Origin of the sequence: Flavobacterium pectinovorum, assembly GCF_006438875.1 — a bacterium.
In the GTDB taxonomy this organism is placed as follows: domain Bacteria; phylum Bacteroidota; class Bacteroidia; order Flavobacteriales; family Flavobacteriaceae; genus Flavobacterium; species Flavobacterium pectinovorum_A.
Genome location: NZ_RCZH01000011.1, coordinates 168143 through 193349, shown reverse-complemented (window position 1 = coordinate 193349; position 25207 = coordinate 168143). Strand labels below are relative to the sequence as shown.

Below are 25207 nucleotides of genomic sequence, written 5' to 3'. Positions count from 1 at the left end.
TACATAATATACCTAACAGGTTTTAAAAACCTGTTAGGATAATAAAACAGAATATGAAAATAAAGAGTTTAATTTTTTTAGGGATATTACATTGTTGTGTTTTTGTAAACGCACAAGTTAAAACGTTGGATCCTGTAGAATTTGTAAATCCTTTAATGGGAACACAATCTTTACACAGTCTTTCAAACGGAAATACCTATCCAGCAATTTGCCGACCTTGGGGAATGAATTTCTGGACGCCGCAAACCGGTAAAATGGGAGACGGATGGGCATACATTTATACCGCAGAAAAGATTAGAGGATTCAAACAAACACATCAGCCTTCGCCGTGGATGAACGATTACGGACAGTTTTCAATCATGCCGGTAACAGGGAAATTAAGTTTCGTTGAAGATGAAAGAGGAAGTTGGTTCAGCCATAAAGCTGAGGTTTCGAAACCTTATTACTACAGCGTTTACCTAGCCGATTATGATGTAACGACCGAAATTACAGCAACCGAAAGAGCAGCACATTTCCAGATTACATTTCCGGAAAACGAACAATCTTCAATTGTAATTGATGCTTTTGATAAAGGATCTTATATCAAAATTATTCCATCAGAAAATAAAATTATAGGATACACAACCCGCAATAGTGGTGGAGTTCCGGAGAATTTCAAAAACTATTTTGTATTACAATTTGATAAGCCGTTTGCAACCAATTATACCTGGCATGATAAAGTTTTAGAAAAAGACAAACTAGAATTAAAAGACAATCATGTAGGTGCAGTAGTTGGTTTTAAAACTAAAAAAGGAGAAATCGTAAACGTAAAAGTTTCTTCTTCATTTATTAGTCCCGAACAAGCAGAATTAAATTTAGCAACCGAATTAGGAAAGGCTTCTTTTAATGAAACCGTAGCCGAATCTAAAAAAGAATGGAATAAAGTTTTAGGCAAATTAACTGCCGAAGGAGGAACCGAAGAACAACTAAAAACATTCTATTCTTGTTTATACCGCACCGCTTGTTTTCCGCAAAAGCAATATGAAGTAAATGCAAAAGGAGAAATCGTGCATTACAGTCCGTATAATGGACAAGTTTTACCGGGTTATATGTTTGCAGGAACAGGATTTTGGGATACATTCCGTGCCTTATATCCTTTGCTAAATCTGGTATATCCTTCGATCAATAAAGAGATGCAGGAAGGATTAATCAACGATTATAAAGAAGGCGGTTTCCTGCCGGAATGGTCAAGTCCGGGATTCAGAAATGTGATGGTTGGGAATAACTCGGCGTCTGTAGTTTCTGATGCTTATATCAAAGGATTACGTGGGTATGATATCAATAAATTGTATGAAGCTTTGTTGCACGGAGCCAATAACGAAGGTCCATTAGAAGCCGTAGGAAGAAAAGGAGTAGAGTATTATAATACTTTAGGATATGTTCCTTATGATGTAAAAATCAACGAAAATGCAGCAAGAACATTAGAATATGCTTATGATGATTTTGCAATTTGGAAATTGGCGAAAGCCTTAAACCGTCCGAAAAAAGAAATCAGTTTATTCGAAAAACGAATGATGAATTATAAAAAACTTTATAATCCGGAAATTGGTTTAATGAGCGGTAGAAACAAAGACGGAAGTTTTCCAAAAGATTTTAATCCGTTTAAATGGGGAGATGCTTTTACCGAAGGAAATGCGTGGCATTACAGCTGGAGCGTTTTCCATGATATACAAGGCTTAATTGATTTAATGGGCGGAGAGAAAAAATTCACCGCAAAATTAGACGCAGTTTTCTCAACTCCACCAGTTTTTGATGATAGTTATTATGGAGCTGTTATCCATGAAATCCGCGAAATGCAAATCATGAATATGGGACAATATGCGCACGGAAATCAGCCAATTCAGCACATGATTTATTTGTACAATTATGCAGGAGAACCCTGGAAAACACAATATTGGTCAAGAGAAGTTATGAACCGATTGTACAAACCAACTCCGGATGGATATTGCGGAGACGAAGACAACGGACAAACATCTGCATGGTATGTTTTCTCAGCAATGGGATTCTACCCAGTTTGCCCTGCAACAGACGAGTACGTTCTTGGAGCACCATTATTTAAGAAATTGACCTTACAATTAGAAAACGGAAAACAATTGGTTATAAATGCACCAAATAATTCTGAAACCAACAAATATGTTCAGGAATTAAAATGGAATAATGCAACTTATACAAAAAATTATATCAACCATTTTGATGTATTAAAAGGTGGCGAATTTAATTTTGAAATGATCAGCAAGCCTAATACACAAAGAGGAACAGACAAAACAGCGTTTCCATATTCTTATTCAACTTCAAAATAAATACTATGCAATCACGTAGAAAATTTATAAAAAATACAGGGATTTTTTCAGCAGGATTATTGGCACTTCAAACCGATGTTTTTGGAATGCAAACCGATGCTTTCAATTTTGCCTTAAAAGATTTTATTACCAAAAGACCACCATTAGCAGAAAGAAAATTTACCAGTAAAGCTGTTGAAGCGGCAATTGTAAGAATCAAAAAGCAAATTGCAAATCCGGAATTGGCATGGCTGTTCGAAAACTGTTTCCCAAATACATTAGATACAACTGTTGATTTTGAAATCATCGACGGGAAACCCGATACGTATGTCATTACAGGAGATATCGATGCGATGTGGTTACGTGATAGTACAGCGCAAATTTGGCCGTATATTCCGTTTGTAAAAGAAGATAAAAAACTTGCAGAATTGGTAAAAGGAGTGATTAACCGTCAGACAAAATGTATTCTGTTAGATCCGTATGCGAACGCTTTTTATAAAGATTTCAATCAGGTAAGCGAATGGAAAAACGATATGACCAAAATGCAGCCGGGAATCCACGAGCGCAAATGGGAAATCGATAGTTTATGTTACCCAATAAGACTGGCACACGGATATTGGAAAGAAACCGGAGATATCAGTTTGTTCGACAGCAAGTGGAAAGAAGCAATGCTTTTGGTATTACAAACTTTCAAAGAGCAACAACGCTGGACTGATAAAGGCCCTTATAATTTCCAGAGAGTTACAGCTTGGGCTACAGATGGCGTGCCTTTAAGCGGTTACGGATATCCTGTAAAACCATGCGGATTGATCGTTTCTACTTTCAGACCAAGTGATGACAGTACATTGTTTGGATATTTGATTCCGAGTAATATGTTTGCGATTGAAGTACTAGGATATCTTCAGGAAATTTTCTCTTTACCAGCTTTATTGGATAATGATTTAGTCGCTAAAGCAAAAGAATTACAAGGACAAGTTCAGAAAGGATTAGAAGAAAACGGAATCATCGACCATCCAAAATTCGGAAGAATCATTGCTTTTGAAGTAAACGGTTACGGAAGTTTTCACATGATGGATGATGCCAATGTTCCTTCGTTATTATCATTGCCATATTTGGGCGCAATTGAACCGGATAATCAGCTTTATCTGAATACAAGAAAAGTAGTGCTTTCAGAAAACAATCCGTTTTTCTATAAAGGAAAAGCAGGCGAAGGCGTTGGAGGTCCGCATACCGGAGCAGATACCATCTGGCCAATGAGTATTGTTTTGAGAGCGATTACCAGTGTCGACGAAAAAGAAATAAAAGCGTGTATCAGTAACCTGATCAAAACAAATGCCGATACGGGATTTATGCACGAGTCATTTCATAAAGATGATGTAACCAAATTTACAAGAAAATGGTTTGCATGGGCAAATACATTATTTGGAGAAATGATCGTTCACACCAGCATTCGTTATCCTCAAATTTTAAAAGACAAAAACATATAAAAAACTAAAAATAGATTTACCATTAAGAGATTAAGTTTATAAAGTATCCTAACAGGTTTTAAAAACCTGTTAGGTGTGAATTGAGCCCTAAAAGCCAGATTCAATTAATTACTTAAATGGTTCAATTCCAAAAAAAATAAGAATGAATAAAGAATATGCCGTTGGATTGGATATTGGAGGAACACATATCACCGCAGCGATTATAGATATAATAGGTATGAAAGTGGTGGATTTTTCATTGCACAAAGAGTCATTTGATTCTAATTTGCCAGTGGAAGAGGTGATGACTATTTGGGAAAAAGTAATTCGCACTTCTATAAAAAAATCTAAGGTTGAAAACACAACAGGATTGGCAATTTGTATGCCTGGTCCGTTTGATTATACCAATGGCGTTTGCTGGATAAAAGGGCAATCGAAATACGAACATTTTTATGGATTGAACGTTCGTGATTTGTTTCAGGATAAACTGAATCTTTCGAGTGATTTTCCAGTGCTTTTCGAAAACGATGCAGTTTGTTTTGGAAAAGGCGAAGTTTTTAAAGATGCCAATAATCTTTCTAAAAAAGTAATGGCAATTACACTTGGTACCGGACTTGGCGCTTGTTTTATAGACAAAGGAAAATCGATTAGTACAGGGAATTCAGTGCCAAAAGAGGGAGAAATATATGACCTTCCATACAAACACGGAATAGCCGAAGATTATGTTTCAGCACGCGGACTTATATCGAGTTATTTCGCTTTAAGCGGAAAAAAATTAAACAACGGATTAGAGATTTTTAATTTGGCTAAAGCCGGAGATGAAATGGCAATAAAAGTATTCGGAAAAATGGGAGAAGATTTAGCGGCAATAGTACTTCCGTGGTTAGAGAATTTTTCTGCAGATAGTTTTATTATTGGAGGAAAAATTGCAAATGCAAGTGAATTTTTCTTACCGGTTTTTATCCAAAAAATAAAAGAAGCAGGAAGTAATGTAACTGTTTCTGTTTCTACAGATAATGAAATCGCAGCTTTATTAGGTGCTACAAGTTTGTTATATACAGTCTAAGTTATTAAACCATATAAGTTATATAAGTTCATGTAAAAGAATTTTGTAGTTTAGTTTTAAGTTACTTTAGACAGCCTGCTTAAATGATCTTATATAACTTATATTGTTTAAAAATATTTAGTATGACAAATAAAAAGAAAAATTGGCTCAAAATATTTGTTGAAACTCTACTTGATTTTATTTTAATGTGGAAATAGAAAATTAGATTTCCGCAGCTTAAATGATCTTATATAACTTATATGGTTTAAAATTTAATTTATTATGACAAATTCAAATCGCAGAAATTTTATAAAAACGGCAGCAATCGCTTCAGTTGCTGTGGCGTTGCAATCTTTTACCACAGATAAGGAAGAAGAAAAAATAGTAGTTTCTAATTCGAATAAAGGAAAGAAACCAATTGTACTTTCTACATGGCGATTTGGAATCCCTGCCAATGAAGCTGCTTGGGAAGTTTTAAAAAAGAATGGAACAGCTTTGGATGCTGTTGAAGCCGGAGTTAAAATTCCGGAAGGCGATCCAAAAGAAAGAAGCGTAGGTTACGGTGGACGTCCCGATAGAGATGGTCGCGTAACGTTAGACGCTTGTATTATGGATGAAAATGCTAATATAGGATCCGTTGCTTCTTTAGAATATATAAAACACCCAATATCTGTTGCAAGAGCGGTAATGGAAAAAACGCCTCACGTAATGTTAGTAGGTGATGGCGCTTTGCAATTTGCATTAGCACAAGGCTTTAAAAAAGAAAATCTTTTAACAGAAGAGTCTGAAAAAGAATGGAAAGAATGGCTGAAAGACAGTAAATACAAACCAATTGCAAATATCGAAAATCACGATACCATTGGAATGATTGCTTTAGATTCTAATGGAAATCTTTCGGGCGCATGTACGACAAGCGGAATGGCTTTTAAAATGCACGGACGAGTTGGAGATTCCCCAATTATTGGAGCGGGTTTATATGTCGATAACGAAATTGGTGCTGCAACAGCAACTGGTCATGGCGAAGAAGTGATCCGAATTTCGGGCTGTCATCTGGTTGTAGAATTAATGCGACAAGGAAAATCGCCTCAACAAGCCTGTGAAGAAGCCGTTGCAAGAATTGTAAAATTAACGAAGAACAGAAATAAAGATTTAAAAGATATTCAGGTAGGATTTATAGCCTTGAACAAAGCAGGAGAATATGGTTCTTATTGCATTCAGGGAGGTTTTAACTACGCTGTTTATGACGATACAGGAAATAAATTAATCGACGCCGATTATTTCCTGAAGTAAGATTTTTTTAGTTAACTCTGTCGAGGGTTAATTGTTTTTTAAATGCGCAATAGCTTAAGGCTTTGCGCATTTTTTCTTCCAAAAATTGACAGAATTTCTTATTGATAAAACCTTTGAAAAGAAAAGTTGGGATCATGCATTTTTATTTCATTATTGCTGGTTTCAAGTTGCGCTTCTTTTGCATAAATAAACATTTGCTGTTCATAATCATTGATCGCAGATTCAAGGGTTTCAAATTTTCCGTTTGTTAAGTTTTCGGATAAAATCAAGGCATCTTTCAGTCCCGTATTTGCACCCTGACCTGCAAAGGGAGGCATTATGTGTGCAGCGTCTCCAATAAGAGTTATAGGTAAAGGACGATTAGTTTTCCAAGGGATATCTAGTGTTATTTTTCTTGTTGGTCCGGGAATAAAAGAAGAGGTGGAGCGAAATAATTCTTTGTAACATTCATGCCAATTAGAAAATTTGTTTTCAAGAAAAGTAATAATGCTTTCCTTATCTTGAACGTTTAATCTGTTGTCTTGCGACCATTCTTGAGGAGTTTTGAAAATTACATTATAAGTCAATAGATCTCCGTTTTTGGAATTTGCAACTAACAAATCTCCGTTGTTTGCGGACATAAGTATTTTCTCGTCGCAAAGTTGGAAGAATTCCGGGCATGATATTTCGGGTTGAGGTACTTCTCCTTGTATAATTAGAGTTCCTGTGTGTTCGATTTCAGCATCGGTAACAAATTTTCTGGCTTTAGACATTCCGCCGTTTGCACCAATAATAAAATCTGCGGTTGCGGTTACATTGTTTTCAAAATGTAAAATCCATTTTCCGTTGTGTTCTTCTAGTTCTGTGAATTTACTGTTCCAAAAAACAGTTTTAGGTGTTAAACTATCAAGTAATAATTGTCTTAAATCGTTTCTGTTTATTTCAGGGTTATCGTATTGTTCTTCGGGCGAAAGCTCTTTAGAAAATAATATTTCTCCTTGTTCATTGGCTACGATTCTACCCATCGCTATTGCCTTTGCAAAATAGTTTTCAAGCAATCCTGCTTTTTTCATGGCATCTTGTCCTGAGCCTTTATGAAGGTCAAGAGTTCCGCCTGAAATTCGGGTTTGTGCATTTTTGTCTCTTTCATAAACGGCGACATCAATTCCGTTTTGTTGTAATAATTTTGCCATTGTAAGTCCAACCGGACCAGCACCAATTATGGCTACTTTTTTGTCTTTTAGTAACATGATTTTGTATTGTAGTATTGAAAGACAAAATTCAGGAATACTATTAAATTAGGATTGTACAAATGCGACAAAATCGCTGTTTATGGCTTGTTGCTCTTTCTTTGTTTTTCGTGCAAATGCTGCCGGTGTAGTCCCACTGTAGCGTTTGAATTCCCTGCTTAAATGAGATTGATCTGTATAGCCAAGATCCTGGGCCAAGGCAGAAATATTAGAATTTGGATCAATCCATAACTGATTTCGGACTTGCTCAAATCGCATTAGCGCCGAAACATCTTTGACAGTATGGGCGGAAGACTGCTTAAATTTCCTTTCCAGCGTACGAACCGTTGCGTGTGCTGCAGCCGCAACTTTATTTACGGGCATATTGCCATTTGCATCTCTCATTGCAAATCCTGCCTTAAATAATGTATTGTCAAGAGGAATTTGCAATTGTGAATTCAAAAAATAATGTTGTATAAGGGTAATTGCGTTATCAATTTTATTACCACGAACACACTCGTTTAAAGTAGATTGAAGCTGAGCAATTGGATGTTTTACTATAGATGCAGCATTTTTTTCAGAAGGCAATCCGAGTAAATCAAAAACGGTCCACGGAAAACATCTGATTCCGATGATTTCTAAATAACCATTTGTTTTTAAAACAGCGGGCTGATTGAGTAATCCCATTATAAAAGGCGAAGGCAACGGCTGAAAGTCACCATGAATAGAAATACTGCAGGAATTTCCAAAATGAAAAACAATCTCGGCGTATCCATCAGGCATTATTTCAAAACTTGATTCTGTTTCTCCAAAGTCACTTTTGTCGTACCAAAAGCATTTAATCATATGCTGCAACTCTGCGGGAACTTCAAATTCTTGGTGTAAAGTATTTAGAGATCGCATATTCTGAATTTATTGATTATGATTTACTGAAACTTAGATTGAAGGTCTTATGATTGAGAAATTGAGATTGCAGTGGCTTTCTATAAGCATTAAACAAAGTTACGATAAACATTTTTATGAAAAGCTGCGCAAATATTTCTGACTTTAAGCATCTTTTAATCCTAAAATGATTGAGAAATTATAAATTTCATTAATTCTCCATTTTTGATATTGTTTTTATTAAAGTTGGAGCTCTAGGATTTTTCCGTTTTTAAATTATATTTGTTCGAAATGACACAAAGTCACATAGATTTTCGAAACGTGCATCAAAATCAACAGGGAAAGCATCTGTTAAATTAATTGAAAAATCAGGAACACAGATTTCATTTCGTTTCCCTAATATTTAAGCAAAATGATTAAAGAATTGCCAGATTATATTTTTAATAAAAATTATGATAATTTTTATTTACTTACAGAATATGATATTATTTTTAACGAAAAATTCACTAAAAATTTAAATATTTTTTGTAAAAGATTAAACTCTGAAAAATTATTAATAAAATTAGAAGTGCCATTGGAATACAATTCATTAGTTCCAAATAGAATTGAGCTTACAGATTCTAGTAATCTTAGTAATTTTTATGAAATGAGTGCAAATGTAAATGAGGCTGGATTAATGTATTATATGTTGAATTTTTTTATCAATGATAGTTCAGAATTATGGGAAATATATGTTTCTCTTGAAAATGAATTGAGTGTAATCGGTTGTTCAAAAGAAATCAGTTCACTTTTTGAAGTTCTTTTTAATCCATATAAAGATGAAAGTGTTCAATTAAAATACAAGATAATTGGGGATATGTTTGATGACGAAGAATTAAAAATATTATTTATAGAATCCTTGGAGAGAAACTATAAGTTTAGTGAAACTAGGTAATGTATCAGATGTGTTGGTGATTAATTATTGCATCTAACATTTACAGAAAATCCCCGCTCCCACACGAATCCTTGCGTGTGGCACAAAGGAGGCACGACATATAGAATCCCGTTAGGCAGTCGTTAATATAAAATAAATAAATTCATGAAATTAAAGTTTTTACCCTTAACAATTGTTTTTGCCATTTGGATTATGGGTGTTTGTATAAATAAATATTTTTCTGTGCAGGAAAAAAATATCTCGATAGACTTAATTATAACAAATATTGAAAGAACACCCACAAATCGATTGTTTCTTTATAATGATGGAAATTTAATAAATTTGAGCAATTATACATTTATGTATTATGACGATATAAAAATTGGAGACTCTATTATAAAAAAAGAAAATGATGATAAGTTATATTTTTACAGAAAAAATCCGAAAGGTAAATACGAGAAAAACTTTACTCTCTTACCTAACTAACGCCCCGCTCACGTACGAATTCTTTCGTGTGATGAAAGGAATCGACAAAGAATAGCGGTTTTAAAAAATTAAACTTATGAAATATATTATTTTATTATTGTGTTTATGTTTATGTTCATGTGTATTCTTAGGTGACTGTAGTGTAAATGCCAAAGATATGAAAGAAGATGAATGTTTATTAATTGTTAAGAAAATGCCAGGAATTCACGATGGAAGGTTTGGTTATGAGGGTGTTAATCTAGTTACTAAAGAAAAATGCAATTGTAAATCACCAATAAGTGATTTGTGGTGGTCAATTTATAAAGAGCATATAGAGCTCGGAGATACTATCATTAAGAAGAAAGGCGAACTCATTTTTAGTATTCACAAAAAAGATACTGTTTTGAGTTTTAATTTTGAATGTGAAGGTAAGGTTTATAAATAGTAGAGTTCTCCCAAACTCTGCAAAGAGTGTCCCTTATGAAAAACTACGCAAATGTCTCTAACTTTGCCCCCGCTCCTGCACGAATCCTTTTGTGCGGCACAAAGGAAATCGACAAAGAATAGTAACAAGAAACCTCGCCAATCGGCGAAATTTTGGAGAGCGGGCAGTAGAAAACAATAAAAATATATCAGAATGAAAAATAAAGAATTTTTAAAACTATTATTTTTTTCAATAGTAACAGCAGGTGTAGTTAAATATATTCACTTATTTGTTATTTGGGAGAGTATGGAAATTACCAAAGATAATTTTCACAAAAATTTAGTAAATCTAGTTACATATCAACAAAAAGCAATTGAAACGCTTTATCTTGAAGCAGCAAATTTATTTGTTTTGCCGTATATAGCTGCAATAGTATTTTATTTTTTTTCTAAAATTGATTTAAGGCCAAAAAATAATTTTTTATTGTTTATATTTTTATTTACGATATTATTTTTTATAACGTATATTTTAATTGGTTACTGTTATAGTCTTTTAAAATAAATCCCCCAGTTGCGCAAAGTGTAGCTGCTGTGCAAATGTCTCTGACTTTGCACCGACAACGATAATCGACAAAGGAATAGTAACTAGAAACCTCGCCAATTGGCGAGATTTTGAAGAGCGGGTAGTAGAAAACAATAAAAATATATCAGAATGAAAAATAAAGAAATTTTAAAACTATTATTTTTTTCAATAATAACATCAGGTGTAGTTAAATATATTCACATATATGTTATTTGGGAGAGTATGAAAATTACCAAGGATAATTTTCACAAAAATCTAATAGACTTAGTTACATATCAACAAAAGACAGTTGAAACTGTTTATCTTGAATTAATAAATTTATTTGTTTTGCCGTACTTTGCTGCAATAGTATTTTATTTTTTTTCTAAAATTAATTTAAAATCTAAATATAATTTTTTAATTTTTATATTTTTATTTACAATATTATTTTACTCATCGATTATTTTAATGGGGTACATATACCAATCTTTAAAATAAGTCCGCGCTACGCAAGGTGTAGCTGCTGTGCAAATGTCTCTGACTTTTGCACCCACAAAGATAATCGACAAAGAATAAAAACAAGAAACCTCGCCAATTGGCGAGGTTTCTTGTTTTAGAATATTTTCTGATTGTTTTTTACTAAGTAGAGAGTATTATTTTACTCTGCCAAAAAGCGTTCCTTATTAAAAGCTGTGTAAATGTCTCTGACTTTGTGCATTTTTTTTGTACTTATAAATCGTAAATCTTCTAAAAGTCTCCTGACTTTTTGCTCTAAACGAGTTAATAAATAAAATAAATCATCTATTTTTGAATTTAAAAGAATAAGATTAAAGAAGGATATGATTTATTTAGAATAGCGCAAAGTCAGAGATATTTGCGCAGCCTATATAAGATAAGACTTCGGAGAGCGGGGGGATACTAAAAGTGCAAGTGCTGAAAGTCGTTAACATATTTTAAAATGAAAATAGAAAGAGTGATATTAATAGTACCGTTGATTATTGCCTGTTGTTCAATGACAAACTTTTCTGTAGGTAAGAAGTTTAATGAAGAAAAGGATGAAATTTTGTGGGATAAAAATAGAAAACTAACTTGGGAGGATTTTAAAGGAATGCCTGATGGAAGTGATTCACTAATTGTTGCAGGAACTACTTCGACTATAAAATTTGAATATAGCACTACAAAAAACATGATTACTAATTATAAATTAGTATCTATTTTTATAAAAAGCAAATCTTGGAGTATAACAAATAGTATTCAGCTTTTAGCGCATGAACAATTGCATTTTGATATCACAGAACTATATGCTAGGAAAATTAGGAAATCTTTTGACAGTTTAAGAATTAAGAAAAATTATGATAAAGAAAATTATACTTTAATTTATAATTCCAATATTTTGAAAAGCCAAGATTTAAATAAATTATATGATAGTGAAGTATTTGGAAATAATATCAATCAAAATAAATGGATAAAAAAAATTAGTAACGAGATTTTAAAATTAAAAAAATACGAATACTTGTCAAATGATTAATATTTTAGAATTCGCCCCCCGCTCTCCGAAGAGTTCCCGCGCTGCGCAAAGTGTAGCTGCTGTGCAAATGTCTCTGACTTTGCTCCAGATCCGCAAAGTGTAACTGCTGCGTAAATGTCCCCCGCTGCGCAAAGTGTAGCTGCTGTGCAAATGTCTCTGACTTTGCACCGACAACGATAATCGACAAAGAATAAAAACAAGAAACCTCGCCAATTGGCGAGGTTTCTTGTTTTAGAATATTTTCTGATTGTTTTTTATTAGGAAGAGAATGTTTTTTGATCTGTTATCCGAAGAGTGTTTCTTATGAAAAGCAATGCAAATGTCTTAAATCAAGACATCATTATAATTGATTATTAAGTTTAAAGTAAAAGTCAGAGATATTTGCTCAGTATTTTTAAAAGGAAACTTCGGATAAGGGTGCAGCTTAAAAAATCTTTAAAAAACAATTCGTTTTTCTTTCTTTAATCCGTCAATAATATTATCCTCGATAAATTCTTCAGATCCGGAGTATTCATCGCGCAAAAAGATGTATAATTCTTCGTCAGTTGAAATTGATTTGTATTCCTGCTCAATAAATACCGATTGTCCATGCATTAAGGCATATTTTACTCTCTTTATTTGGTTATAGGCTTGAATTAAGTTTCCGCCTAAATCCCTTTCTTGTGCATAGGTAAGATCTAAGCCAAAATCATCAGAATCTTTTTTTGTCCAACTAATTGCAGTTGGTTTATGATTAATAAAAAGATCAATTATGGTTTGTTCAACTTCAATTTTACGTTTTGTTGAGGAAACAATAAATTTTTGGATTTTATGAAAAGTTGCAATTCTTGATCGCCAAAAATCAAAAGGTATGGTTACAATTTCTTTCATTGCATCCTCATACCAGTGACATAAAGTTGTGGGATAAAAAACATCTATTTTCTCCCAATCAGTTTCTATTTTTTGTATTGTAATATCGATAATTTGATCTGGAAAGCGTCTTTTTCTTAAACACCAATTAATATCTTCAAGAGATAAATCTGCAATGGGTTTATGGATATTTTTAGTATCAAAATCACTCTGATTCCAATCAACTGAAAAATCATAAAGTGTAAGTGATTTGAGATCTTGATTTGTCATATTTAATGGCCGTTAACGTCAGTCTGTGGAAAAAATGCTGTTTGTTCTTTTTCAAATATAGAAAAAGAATAGGTATCATTTAGAACAAAAAAGCTCCAGATTTCTCTGAAGCTTTGTTTAGTAATGTTGTAAAGAAGATACTTTAAAAATTAGTATTTACTTTTTTAGAACGATCTGCAATGTATGACATAAGCCATGTTACCTGACCATCTTTAACAAAGTATACTTTCTTAGTTTCTAAATTTGGAATACTTTCCAAGAAGTTCTGAAGAATGTTATTTGCCGAAATAAGATATTTCTGGTCATATGTACTCAAAACTCTCGCAATTTCTTTATTGGTTTTAGCAAGGTTAGTAAACTTTACAAAATTATTTTTCAGGATTGCATCATAATTGATAACGTCTTCCAGAGTTAGTGTAATGTAGTGATTTTTAATATCTTCATCATAATAAAGCGTTGCAAAAGCCCAAACAGCTCCACCTGATAAATAGATTTTTTCCTTTTTTAGCAAAAGAGGATTTGCATCCAGCATTTCTTTAATCTTCTTGCGTAGAACAGGGTTATAATCAAAAGATTTTTCCTGAAACGTCGACATATCATTTGCTTGATTTGGATTTACAACCGTTTTCTTTACGGCATCTGTAAGTGTCATTGTACCAAAATCAAGCTCCAAAGGCACAAACTCCAATTTGTTATCTTCAAGCTCGTCAATGTATCCGCCTTTGGTAGTTTGAGCACCAATATCAAGTAGTGAAGCATTAGAATAATCAACAGGCGGAATAGCACCTTTAACTAACATTTTAGCTTCTTCATTAACATTTATAATATCAAAACTTTTATTGGTTAGCGAAGCAATCTTATTTTTTAAAACATCAATGTTACGAGCAGAAGAGAAAACAGGAGCAGCCACTATAAAGATATTTTCTTCGCGTAGTTTAAATTCCTCTTTGATTTTCTTCAATTGATCAACAATTATAACGGTAACTTTATTGATATCTTCTTGAGGAAGTTCGCCTAAAGTACCAATATGATCAGCAAGACTAATTCTTTCATTTGCGAAATAAAGAATATCATAGTCGGCTTTTTTGATATTATTTACTTCCAAAACAGAAACTTTTATTGCTCTGCGTCCGATTTCGATTCCGGCATAAACATTCTTTTGTGAAAATGAATTAAGGGTAAAAAATAAATTTAAAAGAATAAAAAATAAAACTTGGGATTTGTTTTTTTTAAGCATTGGATTTAATTGTAGTTAGGGTATTATTTATTTGAATAAAGACTTTAAAATAGTTAGTTGTGGTATTTATGTGAAAGTCATAATTTTAAATTGAAAATAATAGGTTTCGGTATGAGATTGCAAATTTATAAAAACATTCACTAACATAAACGCAGTTATTAAGAAAACATGGGATTAAATTATTAAGGTAATTTTTTTAAGGTAATGACAATTTCTAACGTGTTGAAAAAGAATAATTAAGCAGAAATTTTTCGACAAAAAATAAGCGATAAAGCATTTATTTCCGGGACATTTTTATATAAAATTGTCGAAGTTTTTCTGGGTTTTTTATAATCATGTTCGATAATAAGAACTCATAAAATAATTTAAAGTATAGTGGTGTATTGTTCTCATTATGAGTGTAAAAGATGCTTTTAAAATTTTTATTTGTAAGAAATAATTGTATATCTTTGAATAGGTTAAGATAAAATAAAATAATATTTAAGCGATTTATTGCAAAAATCAAGAGCATAAAAAGGAATTTAATCTAATAGTAAAAATATATAAAAAATTCTTGCGCAAGGATAGACAAAAGCCCCAAGTGTCTTTAATTGATTGAGGTATTACCTAATTTTTTAAAACTTTATGTTATGATAAAAAACATTTTAAACCTAAAAGGAGTTACAGAATTAACCAAAAATGAAAAAAGAAGTATCACAGGCGGTTTGGCTTGTGTTGACGGTGTTTGTCCAAGACCAGGCGCTATCTGTTGTCGTACAGGAAATTTCGAAGGACTTTGCAGATTAGCCAGTCAAGGCTGTTTTTAATTAAGAGTCTTAAAATTCTCCACCTTTGGAGAGTTAGAATAAATATTGCGCAAATGTCTTTGACTTTGCGCATTTTTTTTGCTTTTGTGAATCGTAATAAGATTAGAATCTTCCTGATTTTTTATAAAGGAGAAAATCAAATTCTTTCAACTATTATCAATCGGTTTTAGTTAATTTTTCAGGTTATCATATAAGATAACCATTTTGGATAAAAATAGGACAACCTTTGAATTATCGTAAAATAAAATAAAAAATTTAAGATAGATCAATGGAACCAAAAGAAATTACAAACGCAGAGTATCTCAAAAAGTTGATGACTAACTATTTAAATACTTTAAAAACACCAAACGATAAAACAGAGTATTATACTGCCGAAATTAAATTTTTAGATTACGGAGAACTTGGTTGTGTTATTACCAATATGCTTAAATTATGTGTTTTGGCATTGGATACCGAGGCGCAAGAAATTTCAAAGACAGTCAAAAATCCATCTATTAATGTCGCTCTTATTTTAGAAGTTGTTCTTCAGTTATTTCCTGTGGATGAATTTGAGTTGCTGAGTGAGATTAATGAGTTACTTATTGCAGATTCGAATAGGGTTGAGGAACAATAAAGAATCCTGAAATCAGTCTAATTTTTATACGATTATAAGGTCAACACAAAAACCTGTGGAGAAACATAAACATTTTGTATTGTAAATAATTTTAACGCAAAGCACACTAAGATTTTATCTAGTAGTATGTTCAAAAAAACACAAGTTCGCAATCCCGTCCTGAGGCTTCGGGATCGGGATATATTGACGTAGCTTTGTGAACTTTGTGTTTTCTATGCGTAAAGCAAAATTAAGACTTAGCGCGCTTTGCGGTAAATTATACTTAAAAGTGAAATATCATAAAAACAAAAAAGCTCCAGATTTCTCTGAAGCTTTCTGCTGGTAGCCCGTAGCGGAATCGAACCGCTCTTACATGGATGAAAACCATGCGTCCTAACCGATAGACGAACGGGCCTACTTTTGTAATGCGGGTGCAAAAAAAGGAATTAATTTTAGAATATGCAAATTATTTTTTTGAAAATTTTTCTTGTCGTTATTCTAAAAATAGCCCATTTAGAAAAAATAAATCGTACGTAAATTGGGTTAGTTAAGATGTATTTGTTTGATTAATAATTAATTGTTTTACATGTAAAAAAAGGGATAAAGAGCCTTTTTTTCTTCTTTTATTGAAATGAGATTTTTTTGCTAAAATTGAAAATATTTATCTTTGAAGGAATATTCTTTTGTTTTTTTATTTTTACTTTTATACATTTGAAAGAAAAAACATGCAAATAGAAGCAGAGAAGGTAGAATGGTATATTGTTTTGAAAAATTGGTTTTTTAATAATTCTTATATAATTTTCCTTAGTTACTCATCTTGTTTTTTAATATTCTATTTAATTTATTATTTTAATTCTAATTTGCATGGACTATTATTAGATTACGCTGATTTAATAGATTTTTTAAAAACGCTTTGCATTCTTTCTTTTACAGCAGGCATTTTTACTGTTACCCTTAAATATTTTCAATATCTTAAAGTCTTTGAGGGTGAATTTAATAGAATTATTAATAGCCAAAATTTTGAATCAAAACTCCAAAGTATTGTTTCGACAATAACGTTTTCAGAAGATTTTTTAAATAAGCAAGGGGATTTAACTGAGATTTGGAAGAAAGTAACTTTAATAAAGTATAAAAAAGAGTTTCCAGAATTATATTATAAAATAGAAAAAAATATTAAAAATAATTTATTCGAAAATAATAGTTTAGATAAGTATTATAAAAATGTACAAATTAGTTATGAATTTGAATTAGCAGAAGATAACAAAACGATTAATGTAAAGGAATTTTCTTCATTTACAATTGTACGAAATTCAATTGATGATTTTTTTTGGGAGTTTTTCGTAACATTTTCTCAGCAAATTGAAAAAGAAAATAATCAAGAATCAGTTTTACTAATCCAAAGTTTTACTAGAATTGATGATGAGAAAATTGATTTAAAAAAGTGTATTATAACAAATCAGGAAGAAAATGAAAATTTTGTAAAAAAGAAGTATTCTTATCCTTTAGGTAAAAAAAAGGAATATCATATTGAAAGATGTTTTCAGTTTTCTCAAATAATTGAAGATGATAGAATAGTAAGTTTTAGTAGTAGTCATGTAGTAGATGATCTTACTGTGCGAATTAAATTATGTAAAAAATTACAAATTGTATTTGAGCCAGTAGGTGACAATCTTTTTAATAAAGAAAATATCTTTCAAGATAGAATTTGTTATGTAAATAGAGATGTGTTTCTACCTGGAGAAAAATATAAGATATTTTTATATCGAACTCATGATAATAATTAACATATAATTAATCATTATTAATTTGGCAGAGATTGAATATTAGACTATTTTTGATTATAGAAGAAAGATTCTATAAAGTATAAACTTTAAATATACAGATTATGAGAACTAAAACAGGAATTTAAGACTTAGATTAATGTTTAATGCATAAAAGAGAGCTACATTTTTGTAGCTCTTTCTTTTTGTAAAATCATAACTACAGTGTAAATTTAATCATTAGCTAATAGAATGCTATTTGCTCTCCCGCTCTCGCATGAATTCTTTCGTATGGCTTAACGGATAATACAATCAGTGAAAATTTTCTTATGAATAATTGCAAAAATGTCTAGACTGCACGCAATTTTTTTGTTTCTAAAACCGTAAATCCTATAAAAAGATATTTGCAATAAACACCTTACTGAGAATGGATATTACAATCTTTCGATCTTAAAATAAGCCAGTTCTTCTTGATTTCGTATTAAATTATCTAATCGTTCGAATCCGGCTTTTTGTAATACATTTTGTGATCCGCTGTTGCTGAGATCCGTTATGGCTACAACTTCTTTTGTATTTGTATTTGTAAAACTATATTGAGTTAGAGCCTTACATACTTCTGTAGCAATACCTTTTCCCCAATATTCCCTACTAAGTACATATCCTATTTCTATTTGGCTTGTATTGTGTACAAAAATACGAGCAACACACATTCCTATAAAATTATTATTTGTAGCATCGAATATTGCCCAGCGACTAAGATTTTTCTTTTCATAATTTTCAAGCAATTCCTTAAACATCTCCACATATCTTTCCGGTGAAGCATCAGGAAGGTATTGCGTAACTTGATTGTCTTTAAAAAGATCTAAAAATGTTTGTTTTTCCTGAGGTAGAAATTCACGAATAATTATTCTTGGGCTTTGGTAAAGAGTAGACATGGATGGTAGTTAATATTGACGTAAATAATTTAGTGGTTTTTTGCCGAAGTTAATAGCAGAATTTTTCTTTTGTAATCACAGCCGAATTTACAGAAAATAAATAAGCAGAGCAAACCTGATGTTCTTCAAAGTGGAATGTAAAGAAAAGATTTTAGAAAGTGATAAGATTGTCTAAATTCTTTGTTTGATATACGTTGCGTTTCTTCTCCCGAAGTTTCGGGATCGCTCAGGATGATAAAAAATAAAGTGCCATAAACAAAAAAAGCTCCAAATTTCTCTGAAGCTTTGTCTTTGTCGGGAAGCATTGAAATAGCTAACCAGTTTTTTGAGGATTATTCGAGTATTATAGCATGGGTATCTTAAATTTCAAAATACAACAATAATTTTAAAATTATTATTCTATTGATACTTACTCAAATCGAGATTAAGAATAGTTCCTACTCTGCTAAACTCTTCATTAATCTTTGCATTCAGGATTAGTTGTTCGTTGTTTATAGGATGATTAAAAATTAATTGATGCGCATGAAGCATCATTTCTTTCAGGTCATAATTCTCCAGCCATAATTTATTTTGTTTGTTACAACCATGAGGACGACTTCCTAAAATGGGATGAAAAATATGTTTGAAATGTTTTCGTAATTGATGCATACGTCCAGTTTCAGGAATTGCTTCTACCAAACAATATCGTGACGTGGGTTTATTGTTAAATTCTAACTCAACTTCGGCATTTTGCAAACGATGAAAGTATGTTATTGCATTTTGTGTAATGTCATCATCATTAGTTAAATCATAATCAATCGTTAGCTCTTCGGGTGACCAACCGCGTAAAATTGCTAAATATTTTTTTTCGACTTCGCGTGTGGCAAAACGATCATTCATAATTTTTAGAATCTCTTTATCCAAAGCAAATAACAAGACACCAGATGTTTTTCGGTCTAACCGATGAATAGGATAAACATGTTGCCCTATTTGATTTCTCAATTCCTGAATAGCATAAACTTTTGCATCGCGTGCATAAAATGATTTATGAACCAGCAATCCGCTTGGTTTATTAATTGCTATAATATATTCGTCTTGGTAAAGAATTTCTAACATTTGGCAAAAATAAACGAGATTTCGATTAAAATCACTTTTGGGACTTATTTATTTCTATATCTAGCTGTCCAAGGAGTTCTTATGAAACGCTGTGTGAATGTCTCCTGACTTTGCACCTGTAATCCTGGTCAAGTATTATTAATCCTTCACGTTATAGTTCACTTATGCCTAATAATTTCAAAATAAAGCTCAGGTAGAATTATTTTGACATCTTGTGTAGCTCCTTCCTTAAGCCAGTATAAAATGAAATTCACATTTACACTTTTTAATTCATAGTGTTTTGACTTCATTTCCTCAATTTTCTTAATGAATAGCTTTGAAAATTTCAATACAGACTGCCCGTTTGAATTTAAACATTCATCCCCATTAATATGTAATACATCTCCACATGCCAGTTGAGAAATTAAAGTCTGTTTGTTAATAAAATAATCCAGCCAGATATCTTTAAAAGTTGCATATACAGCAATTTTATCAGGTGCCGGATAATGCTCAAAATCTTCTCGTCGTTCAAGATTTTCCGCTATCAGATGATTAAGAAAGTTTTCATTTAGATGGATATTTAAATTGCGTTTAGCTCTGGTCATTGCAACATATAATTGCCGTTTGGCATCATCGGTAGTAGGATCAAAGCTCTCAAGCAAGAGGAAAACGTTATCAAACTCTTTTCCCTTAGCTTTATGGATGGTAGATACAAAAATTATTTCGCCATTTTCGTTATAAAAATCCTCCAGTTTAGATTCCCGGATTAAAACCTCCAAATCAGATTTGTACTTTTTATAAGGATTAGTGGTTTCAAAATCCTTGATAATGTTCAGGCAAATCTCTAATTTATTACTGTTATGAAAGGTACTCTTTAGCTCGCGTTTAGCATTCTCCCAAACTTCATCACTGATGGTGTAAATATCAGTTCCTAAATCTACTTTATTCAATAAAAACCGAACTTCAACAAGATTACACAAACTAAAACCATCATTAGATTGTATTAGTTTTGCTTTGATATTATTCTTTAAAAGTAACCCTGTAACTTTTATGGCTTCCTCGTTAGTTTTTGTGAGTACACAGGTGGTTCCGGAAAGGTCTGTATTAGTTATGTCAGTTACAATAGGAGTAATAAGATTATTATTTTGATACTTAATAACCTTGATTTTTCCGTTGTCGGTTTGATTTGCAATGATCGGTGTTTCTTTTAGACGGTGTTGAATTTGCCGTACAAATTGATTCGAAAATGCAACCAGATTACTTTTACTACGGTAATTTTCAACTAACTCATGTTTTACGGCGTTATTCTCATAGATAAATTGTTCAAGATATTTTGAACTCGCTCCTCTAAATTCATAAATGTTTTGGTCGTCATCTCCTACAGCAATAACCCTCATTTCTTCGTTTTGTTCCATCAATGCATTTATAAGGGCAAACTCATCAGCATTCATATCCTGGGCTTCATCAATAACTAAAACAGTTTTAGTGATTTTATTAGCCTCAACATCACCGTTCTTAATCCTTTCAACTGTAGTATTTAAAATATCCGTCGATTTCTCTAAAGTGCCGACTTTACCCAAAAGATCAAAACAATAAGAATGAAAGGTTTTGATCTCAATAAAGTTTGCAGCGTTACCAATTAGCTTTAGTAAACGCTTTTTAAATTCGGTAGCAGCCGCCCTTGAAAATGTCAACATTAGCAGCTGCTCATGTTTAACATCTTCCATTAAAAGGAGTGAAGCCAGTTTATGGACTAACACTTTTGTTTTTCCACTGCCAGGTCCGGCAGCAACAACGATATGTCGTGTTTCATTATCATTAATTATCTTCAATTGTGTCGGGGACAGTTCTCCAAACAGTTGCCTGAATTTTGCCGGTGTAATATTCCGTTTAATCTCATTTTGTCTGCTGCCTTTAAAATACTTATTTAAAAAAGAACTATAATTCAGCTGAAAATAATCTTCGACAAACTGAAGTGCGTTTTTGTAATCGGTAATCATTTTTTGGGCATATTCACCCACGATATGAATTTGCTGAACTTTGTTTTCGTAAAATTGGTTGAGCTTTTCATAGTCGTCTTTGGTATAACGCTTTTTATTATCCTGTTCGGTTCGCTCAATAGTTAAGCGATTATAAACTACAAGAAAGCCACCTTCGATCTTTATGGCCTCAATCCGCGAAAGGTAAAACAAGGTATCTTCAATATCATCAATGCTTATTTCTTTTTTGAAAAGGTTGGGGCTATTGTCATAAGCTTCCTTTAATTCGTGAACCGAAAATTCTACCAGAATCTCCTCTTTATCAACCTGATCTCTTACGGCTTCATTGACTGTTTTATCATAAAAAAAATCAACGATAAACTTTGCAAGTTCATGGCGTTTTTCAAGCTTATCTTTTAATTGCTCTTTACTTTGAAGACAGAGTACAGCAATATGATTTTTAGAATAGTCTAAAATTTTCCTTTTAATCCAGTTCTTAATACACCAAAAATTAATTATCGTTTTCAGCTTGTTAGTGTTTACGCTCTCACAGCCACTTTTTTCAGCCTCTTCGTTTAATTCTTTCAGATTAAAAACACTTTCTTCTTCTTTAAAAACAGGAAGTAAAAAGTTTTCAATTTTGCTGTATGTATCAACGATGCTAAGAGAGCGGTTTTTATGGTCTGCTTTCTTTATAAATGCAGTCAGGTCCTTCGCATCTGCCAGGATATTTTCCTCACGCAACAGGTTAATTACATTAATAACCTCTTCTTTTACTATACCCAAATGATCACTAATGTAGTCTACCCTTGATTCGGCAGTTTCGTTGCTGGTTTGCTGTTTGCTTTTACTTGAAAATAGTTTCTTTATAATACGAACGCCCTGCTCTTTTTGTTTTTCTTCAAATTTTCCCGAAGCGTTTATTTTATTAATGGCTTCCTGGGCATTTTTAGATAAAATACTGTTAGCAAATACTCTGGGCATATTTTGTCCACGTTTAAGATATCCTGCATCTTCCAAAGCTGCTATTGCGGTAGTTACACGAGTTTCTATTTCTACAACATTATCGTCCCAACCTGCTTTTCGGGCAATTTCCAATGCTGAATTAGATACTTTCGATCGGAATCTTGTAATATCCTTTATCGCTTTCCAGACCTGCTGGATTTCTTTTATGGAAAGTTTGGTCTGGTTTAACAAAATAAAATGCTTACTAAGGTCTTCTTCATTAAAAAGAACAAAACAATCGGCGGAGATATTTTCATCCCTGCCTGCACGTCCTGCTTCCTGCACATAGTTTTCAAGCGAATCTGATATTTCATAATGAATGACTAAGCCCACGTCTTTCTTGTCTACTCCCATACCAAATGCAGAAGTGGCAACCATAATTTGTGTTTCCCCGTTTAAAAAGGTATTCTGATTCTCGGTTTTCTCCTGTTTATCCATTTTGCCATGGTATGGTTTTGCATTAAAACCATCTTTTGCTAACCTTTCAGCAAGCAGATAAGCTTTTCGTGTTCGGGAAACATAGACAATTGTGGGGCAGTTTTTCTCTTCAATTAAATCTCGTGTGGTCAAATATTTTTCTTCCTCATTTTGCTTTTCAAAAACCTTGTACTGGAGGTTAGTCCTTGATGCTTTCGAGGTGAATACTTCAAGATCCAGTGATAATTTTTCACGAAAATAATCCCGTATGTCCTCAATTACCTTTTGTTTGGCCGTTGCAGTAAAGCAAGACACAGGTATACTATCTCCAAGGTTTTTCTTTTCCTGAATTAATTTTATAAAATCTCCAATATATAAATAGTCAACCCTGAAATCTTGTCCCCATGATGAAAAACAGTGTGCTTCATCAATCACAAAACGGGCTACTTTCCGACTTAAAATTAACTTTTCGATAGTCTTTGAGCGCAGTGATTCAGGTGAAATGTAGAGAATAGAAGCAGAACCATCTCCAATCCTTTCAATAGATTTAGCCTTTTCGATAGGGTCTAATAGTCCATTAATAGTAACAGCTTGAGTTATTCCATTCTTTTCGAGGTTGTCAACCTGGTCTTTCATTAACGACTGTAGGGGAGAAATTATAATGGTCAATCCTTTTGAGTTTTCGGCGCTCATAAGTGCAGGGACCTGAAATGTAATCGATTTTCCGCCACCTGTAGGGAAAACGGCAAGCACAGATTTGTTGTTAACAGCAGCCCTAACGGCTTTTTCCTGAAGCGGTTCACCGCCATAAGTTCGGTAGGAATCGAAACCAAAGAAACTTTTTAATCCTTTGTGTATATCGAGGGCGTTATTACAATAAGTACAGCCTGTTATACAAGGTTTATTCCGTAATAATACTAATATACGTTCCACTTCTGGATAGTTTTTAAGAACCCAGGCAGGTGTAATGGAGTGGACGCTCTTGTGCGTTATAAATGAATTAATCAGTGACAGGCAATAGGCCAGTTCAATTGGATGTTCAGCTATTATTTTGGTTAAATCTGACTTTTCGCAAATTTCGTCGCGAAACTTTAATCTAATCTGTGCGTCTGTTTCAGTATTTATGCGACTGTAATTTACAAACCGAAAAAAAGCTCCAAATTCTTTTGTAGGACTTAACAGCAGAGAGAAGATTTCTTTAAGTGTTTCATCCATTTGCCAAAAAGCGGCAACTTCGCTATTAAATAAATGTCGCGCTTTTATGGAATCATTTAAAGGGTTGTTTGTCTCTTCAGTGTGAAGTTTATCATCTTTTAATAACGCATGGTAAGGATTAGTTGGAAATAATAAAGGAGATAAATGTAAAGTATCAATTATGTTTGAAGGGTTAATACCAGCATCATAAATTGCATTACCTATGTATTTTATATCGTGATTTAAAATGTTATGCCCGCATACATAATCATCACCTTTGAGGAACTGAACAAAATCCCCTAAAGATGCTCTATGGAATTGATTACCGTTTTCTTTAATTGCACCTATATCAAGGATTTTACCTTTTGTTGGTTCAATTTCGGTGTCAATGAATGTAATTAAACGCTTATTATTTTGTTTATCTATTAGCATAAACTCAACAAGATTAAGGTTTGGTCTTTCTATCAAGTCATAAATACATAAGTATTTAACTATGAAAATGATAGTAAGCTAATTTAGCATTTAATTTCTAAATTTAAGATGCATTTGTTAAATCAGGCTTTTTGATGATTATTGTGTTTCCTTTAGTAACGGGAAGAATAGAAAATCTAACTACTTTTTTGAGGATGATGGTAGTATTATAGGATACGCATCTTAATATTTTAGAATGTTATGACCATTTGATTGAAAAAAGAAAGTACTTTCCTTTGAAATGTTAAACAACTAAAATTATTTAATGAATTTGGTAATTACGGAAATGTATTCTTAACTTTTTCTCTCAGGATCCGTTCTAAAATCATCTAAGGAATTAAAAGTATTTTTCATGATTTATTATGAAAAAAAATTATATTTGAAAATAAGTAATATATAATATTTATCATACAGATTTCCCTAAAATAAGGGGCTTGGTATGTTTGTCATGCAGAGATAAAAGTTGGGTCTTACATTTGGGTGGCAGAAATAACGAATCAAAATTTAGTGTCAATTTG

General features: G+C 32.3%; 20 protein-coding genes and 1 tRNA gene. 13 read left to right on the top strand and 8 right to left on the bottom strand.

Annotated features, from left to right (window positions below):
• Positions 1–53 precede the first annotated feature (53 nt).
• The 4 genes from EAH81_RS17160 (at position 54) to EAH81_RS17145 (ending at position 6119) form a co-directional block, all read left to right on the top strand.
• Positions 54–2339 carry a GH92 family glycosyl hydrolase gene (locus EAH81_RS17160; RefSeq protein WP_140509363.1) on the top strand — a complete coding sequence of 762 codons (2286 nt, stop codon included), beginning with the start codon at positions 54–56 and terminating at the stop codon, positions 2337–2339.
• Between the two features lie 5 nt (positions 2340–2344).
• Entirely contained in the window at positions 2345–3805 is a 1461-nt protein-coding gene (locus EAH81_RS17155) for a glycoside hydrolase family 125 protein (RefSeq protein ID WP_140509361.1), read from the top strand.
• A gap of 142 nt (positions 3806–3947) precedes the next feature.
• Entirely contained in the window at positions 3948–4850 is a 903-nt protein-coding gene (locus EAH81_RS17150) for an ROK family protein (RefSeq protein ID WP_140509359.1), read from the top strand.
• 261 nt (positions 4851–5111) lie between these two features.
• Positions 5112–6119, top strand: coding sequence for an isoaspartyl peptidase/L-asparaginase family protein (locus EAH81_RS17145; protein ID WP_140509357.1), 1008 nt, complete (start codon positions 5112–5114; stop codon positions 6117–6119).
• A 98-nt stretch (positions 6120–6217) separates the two neighbouring features.
• Here EAH81_RS17145 and EAH81_RS17140 read toward each other — a convergent pair whose 3' ends face one another.
• Positions 6218–7348, bottom strand: coding sequence for an FAD-dependent oxidoreductase (locus tag EAH81_RS17140; protein WP_140509355.1), 1131 nt, complete (start codon positions 7346–7348; stop codon positions 6218–6220).
• 48 nt (positions 7349–7396) lie between these two features.
• Positions 7397–8230, bottom strand: a complete 834-nt coding sequence (locus EAH81_RS17135; RefSeq protein WP_140509353.1) for a helix-turn-helix domain-containing protein — start codon at positions 8228–8230, stop codon at positions 7397–7399.
• A 391-nt stretch (positions 8231–8621) separates the two neighbouring features.
• On the opposite strand from EAH81_RS17135, the gene EAH81_RS17130 reads away from it, so the two are divergent.
• The 6 genes from EAH81_RS17130 to EAH81_RS17105 all read left to right on the top strand — a co-directional run bounded on the left by EAH81_RS17130 (position 8622) and on the right by EAH81_RS17105 (position 12100).
• Complete coding sequence (locus tag EAH81_RS17130; RefSeq protein ID WP_140509351.1) at positions 8622–9143, top strand: hypothetical protein; 522 nt, start codon at positions 8622–8624, stop codon at positions 9141–9143.
• Between the two features lie 144 nt (positions 9144–9287).
• Positions 9288–9608 (top strand): hypothetical protein, encoded by a 321-nt coding sequence (locus EAH81_RS17125; RefSeq protein ID WP_140509348.1) that lies wholly within the window; start codon positions 9288–9290, stop codon positions 9606–9608.
• 76 nt (positions 9609–9684) lie between these two features.
• Entirely contained in the window at positions 9685–10032 is a 348-nt protein-coding gene (locus EAH81_RS17120) for a hypothetical protein (protein ID WP_140509345.1), read from the top strand.
• A 192-nt stretch (positions 10033–10224) separates the two neighbouring features.
• Positions 10225–10572 (top strand): hypothetical protein, encoded by a 348-nt coding sequence (locus EAH81_RS17115; RefSeq protein ID WP_140509343.1) that lies wholly within the window; start codon positions 10225–10227, stop codon positions 10570–10572.
• A 150-nt stretch (positions 10573–10722) separates the two neighbouring features.
• The gene (locus tag EAH81_RS17110) at positions 10723–11070 is read left to right on the top strand and encodes a hypothetical protein (protein WP_140509341.1); all 348 of its coding nucleotides are present in this window, start codon (positions 10723–10725) and stop codon (positions 11068–11070) included.
• Positions 11071–11530: 460 nt separating this feature from the next.
• A complete protein-coding gene (locus EAH81_RS17105) occupies positions 11531–12100 on the top strand; it encodes a DUF922 domain-containing protein (protein WP_140509339.1) in 570 nt (189 codons plus the stop codon).
• Between the two features lie 435 nt (positions 12101–12535).
• Here the strand turns inward: EAH81_RS17105 and EAH81_RS17100 are convergent, their stop codons facing one another.
• Together EAH81_RS17100 and EAH81_RS17095 are read right to left on the bottom strand one after the other, a co-directional pair.
• Positions 12536–13219 carry a hypothetical protein gene (locus tag EAH81_RS17100; RefSeq protein WP_140509337.1) on the bottom strand — a complete coding sequence of 228 codons (684 nt, stop codon included), beginning with the start codon at positions 13217–13219 and terminating at the stop codon, positions 12536–12538.
• Positions 13220–13361: 142 nt separating this feature from the next.
• Entirely contained in the window at positions 13362–14456 is a 1095-nt protein-coding gene (locus EAH81_RS17095) for an exopolyphosphatase (protein WP_140509334.1), read from the bottom strand.
• A 629-nt stretch (positions 14457–15085) separates the two neighbouring features.
• Here EAH81_RS17095 and EAH81_RS27470 point away from each other — a divergent pair.
• Both EAH81_RS27470 and EAH81_RS17090 read left to right on the top strand, forming a co-directional pair.
• Positions 15086–15262, top strand: coding sequence for a hypothetical protein (locus EAH81_RS27470; protein ID WP_161595823.1), 177 nt, complete (start codon positions 15086–15088; stop codon positions 15260–15262).
• A 268-nt stretch (positions 15263–15530) separates the two neighbouring features.
• The gene (locus tag EAH81_RS17090; protein WP_140509332.1) at positions 15531–15875 is read left to right on the top strand and encodes a hypothetical protein; all 345 of its coding nucleotides are present in this window, start codon (positions 15531–15533) and stop codon (positions 15873–15875) included.
• 319 nt (positions 15876–16194) lie between these two features.
• Here EAH81_RS17090 and EAH81_RS17085 read toward each other — a convergent pair.
• A tRNA-Glu gene (locus EAH81_RS17085) sits at positions 16195–16269 on the bottom strand.
• Positions 16270–16579: 310 nt separating this feature from the next.
• Between EAH81_RS17085 and EAH81_RS17080 the strand changes: the two genes are divergently transcribed.
• A complete protein-coding gene (locus tag EAH81_RS17080) occupies positions 16580–17638 on the top strand; it encodes a hypothetical protein (protein WP_140509330.1) in 1059 nt (352 codons plus the stop codon).
• Between the two features lie 410 nt (positions 17639–18048).
• Here the strand turns inward: EAH81_RS17080 and EAH81_RS17075 are convergent, their stop codons facing one another.
• The 3 genes from EAH81_RS17075 to EAH81_RS17065 form a co-directional block, all read right to left on the bottom strand.
• Positions 18049–18549 (bottom strand): GNAT family N-acetyltransferase, encoded by a 501-nt coding sequence (locus EAH81_RS17075; protein WP_140509327.1) that lies wholly within the window; start codon positions 18547–18549, stop codon positions 18049–18051.
• Between the two features lie 399 nt (positions 18550–18948).
• The gene (locus tag EAH81_RS17070; protein WP_140509325.1) at positions 18949–19644 is read right to left on the bottom strand and encodes a pseudouridine synthase; all 696 of its coding nucleotides are present in this window, start codon (positions 19642–19644) and stop codon (positions 18949–18951) included.
• 158 nt (positions 19645–19802) lie between these two features.
• Positions 19803–24650, bottom strand: a complete 4848-nt coding sequence (locus EAH81_RS17065; protein WP_140509322.1) for a RecQ family ATP-dependent DNA helicase — start codon at positions 24648–24650, stop codon at positions 19803–19805.
• Positions 24651–25207: the final 557 nt, after the last annotated feature.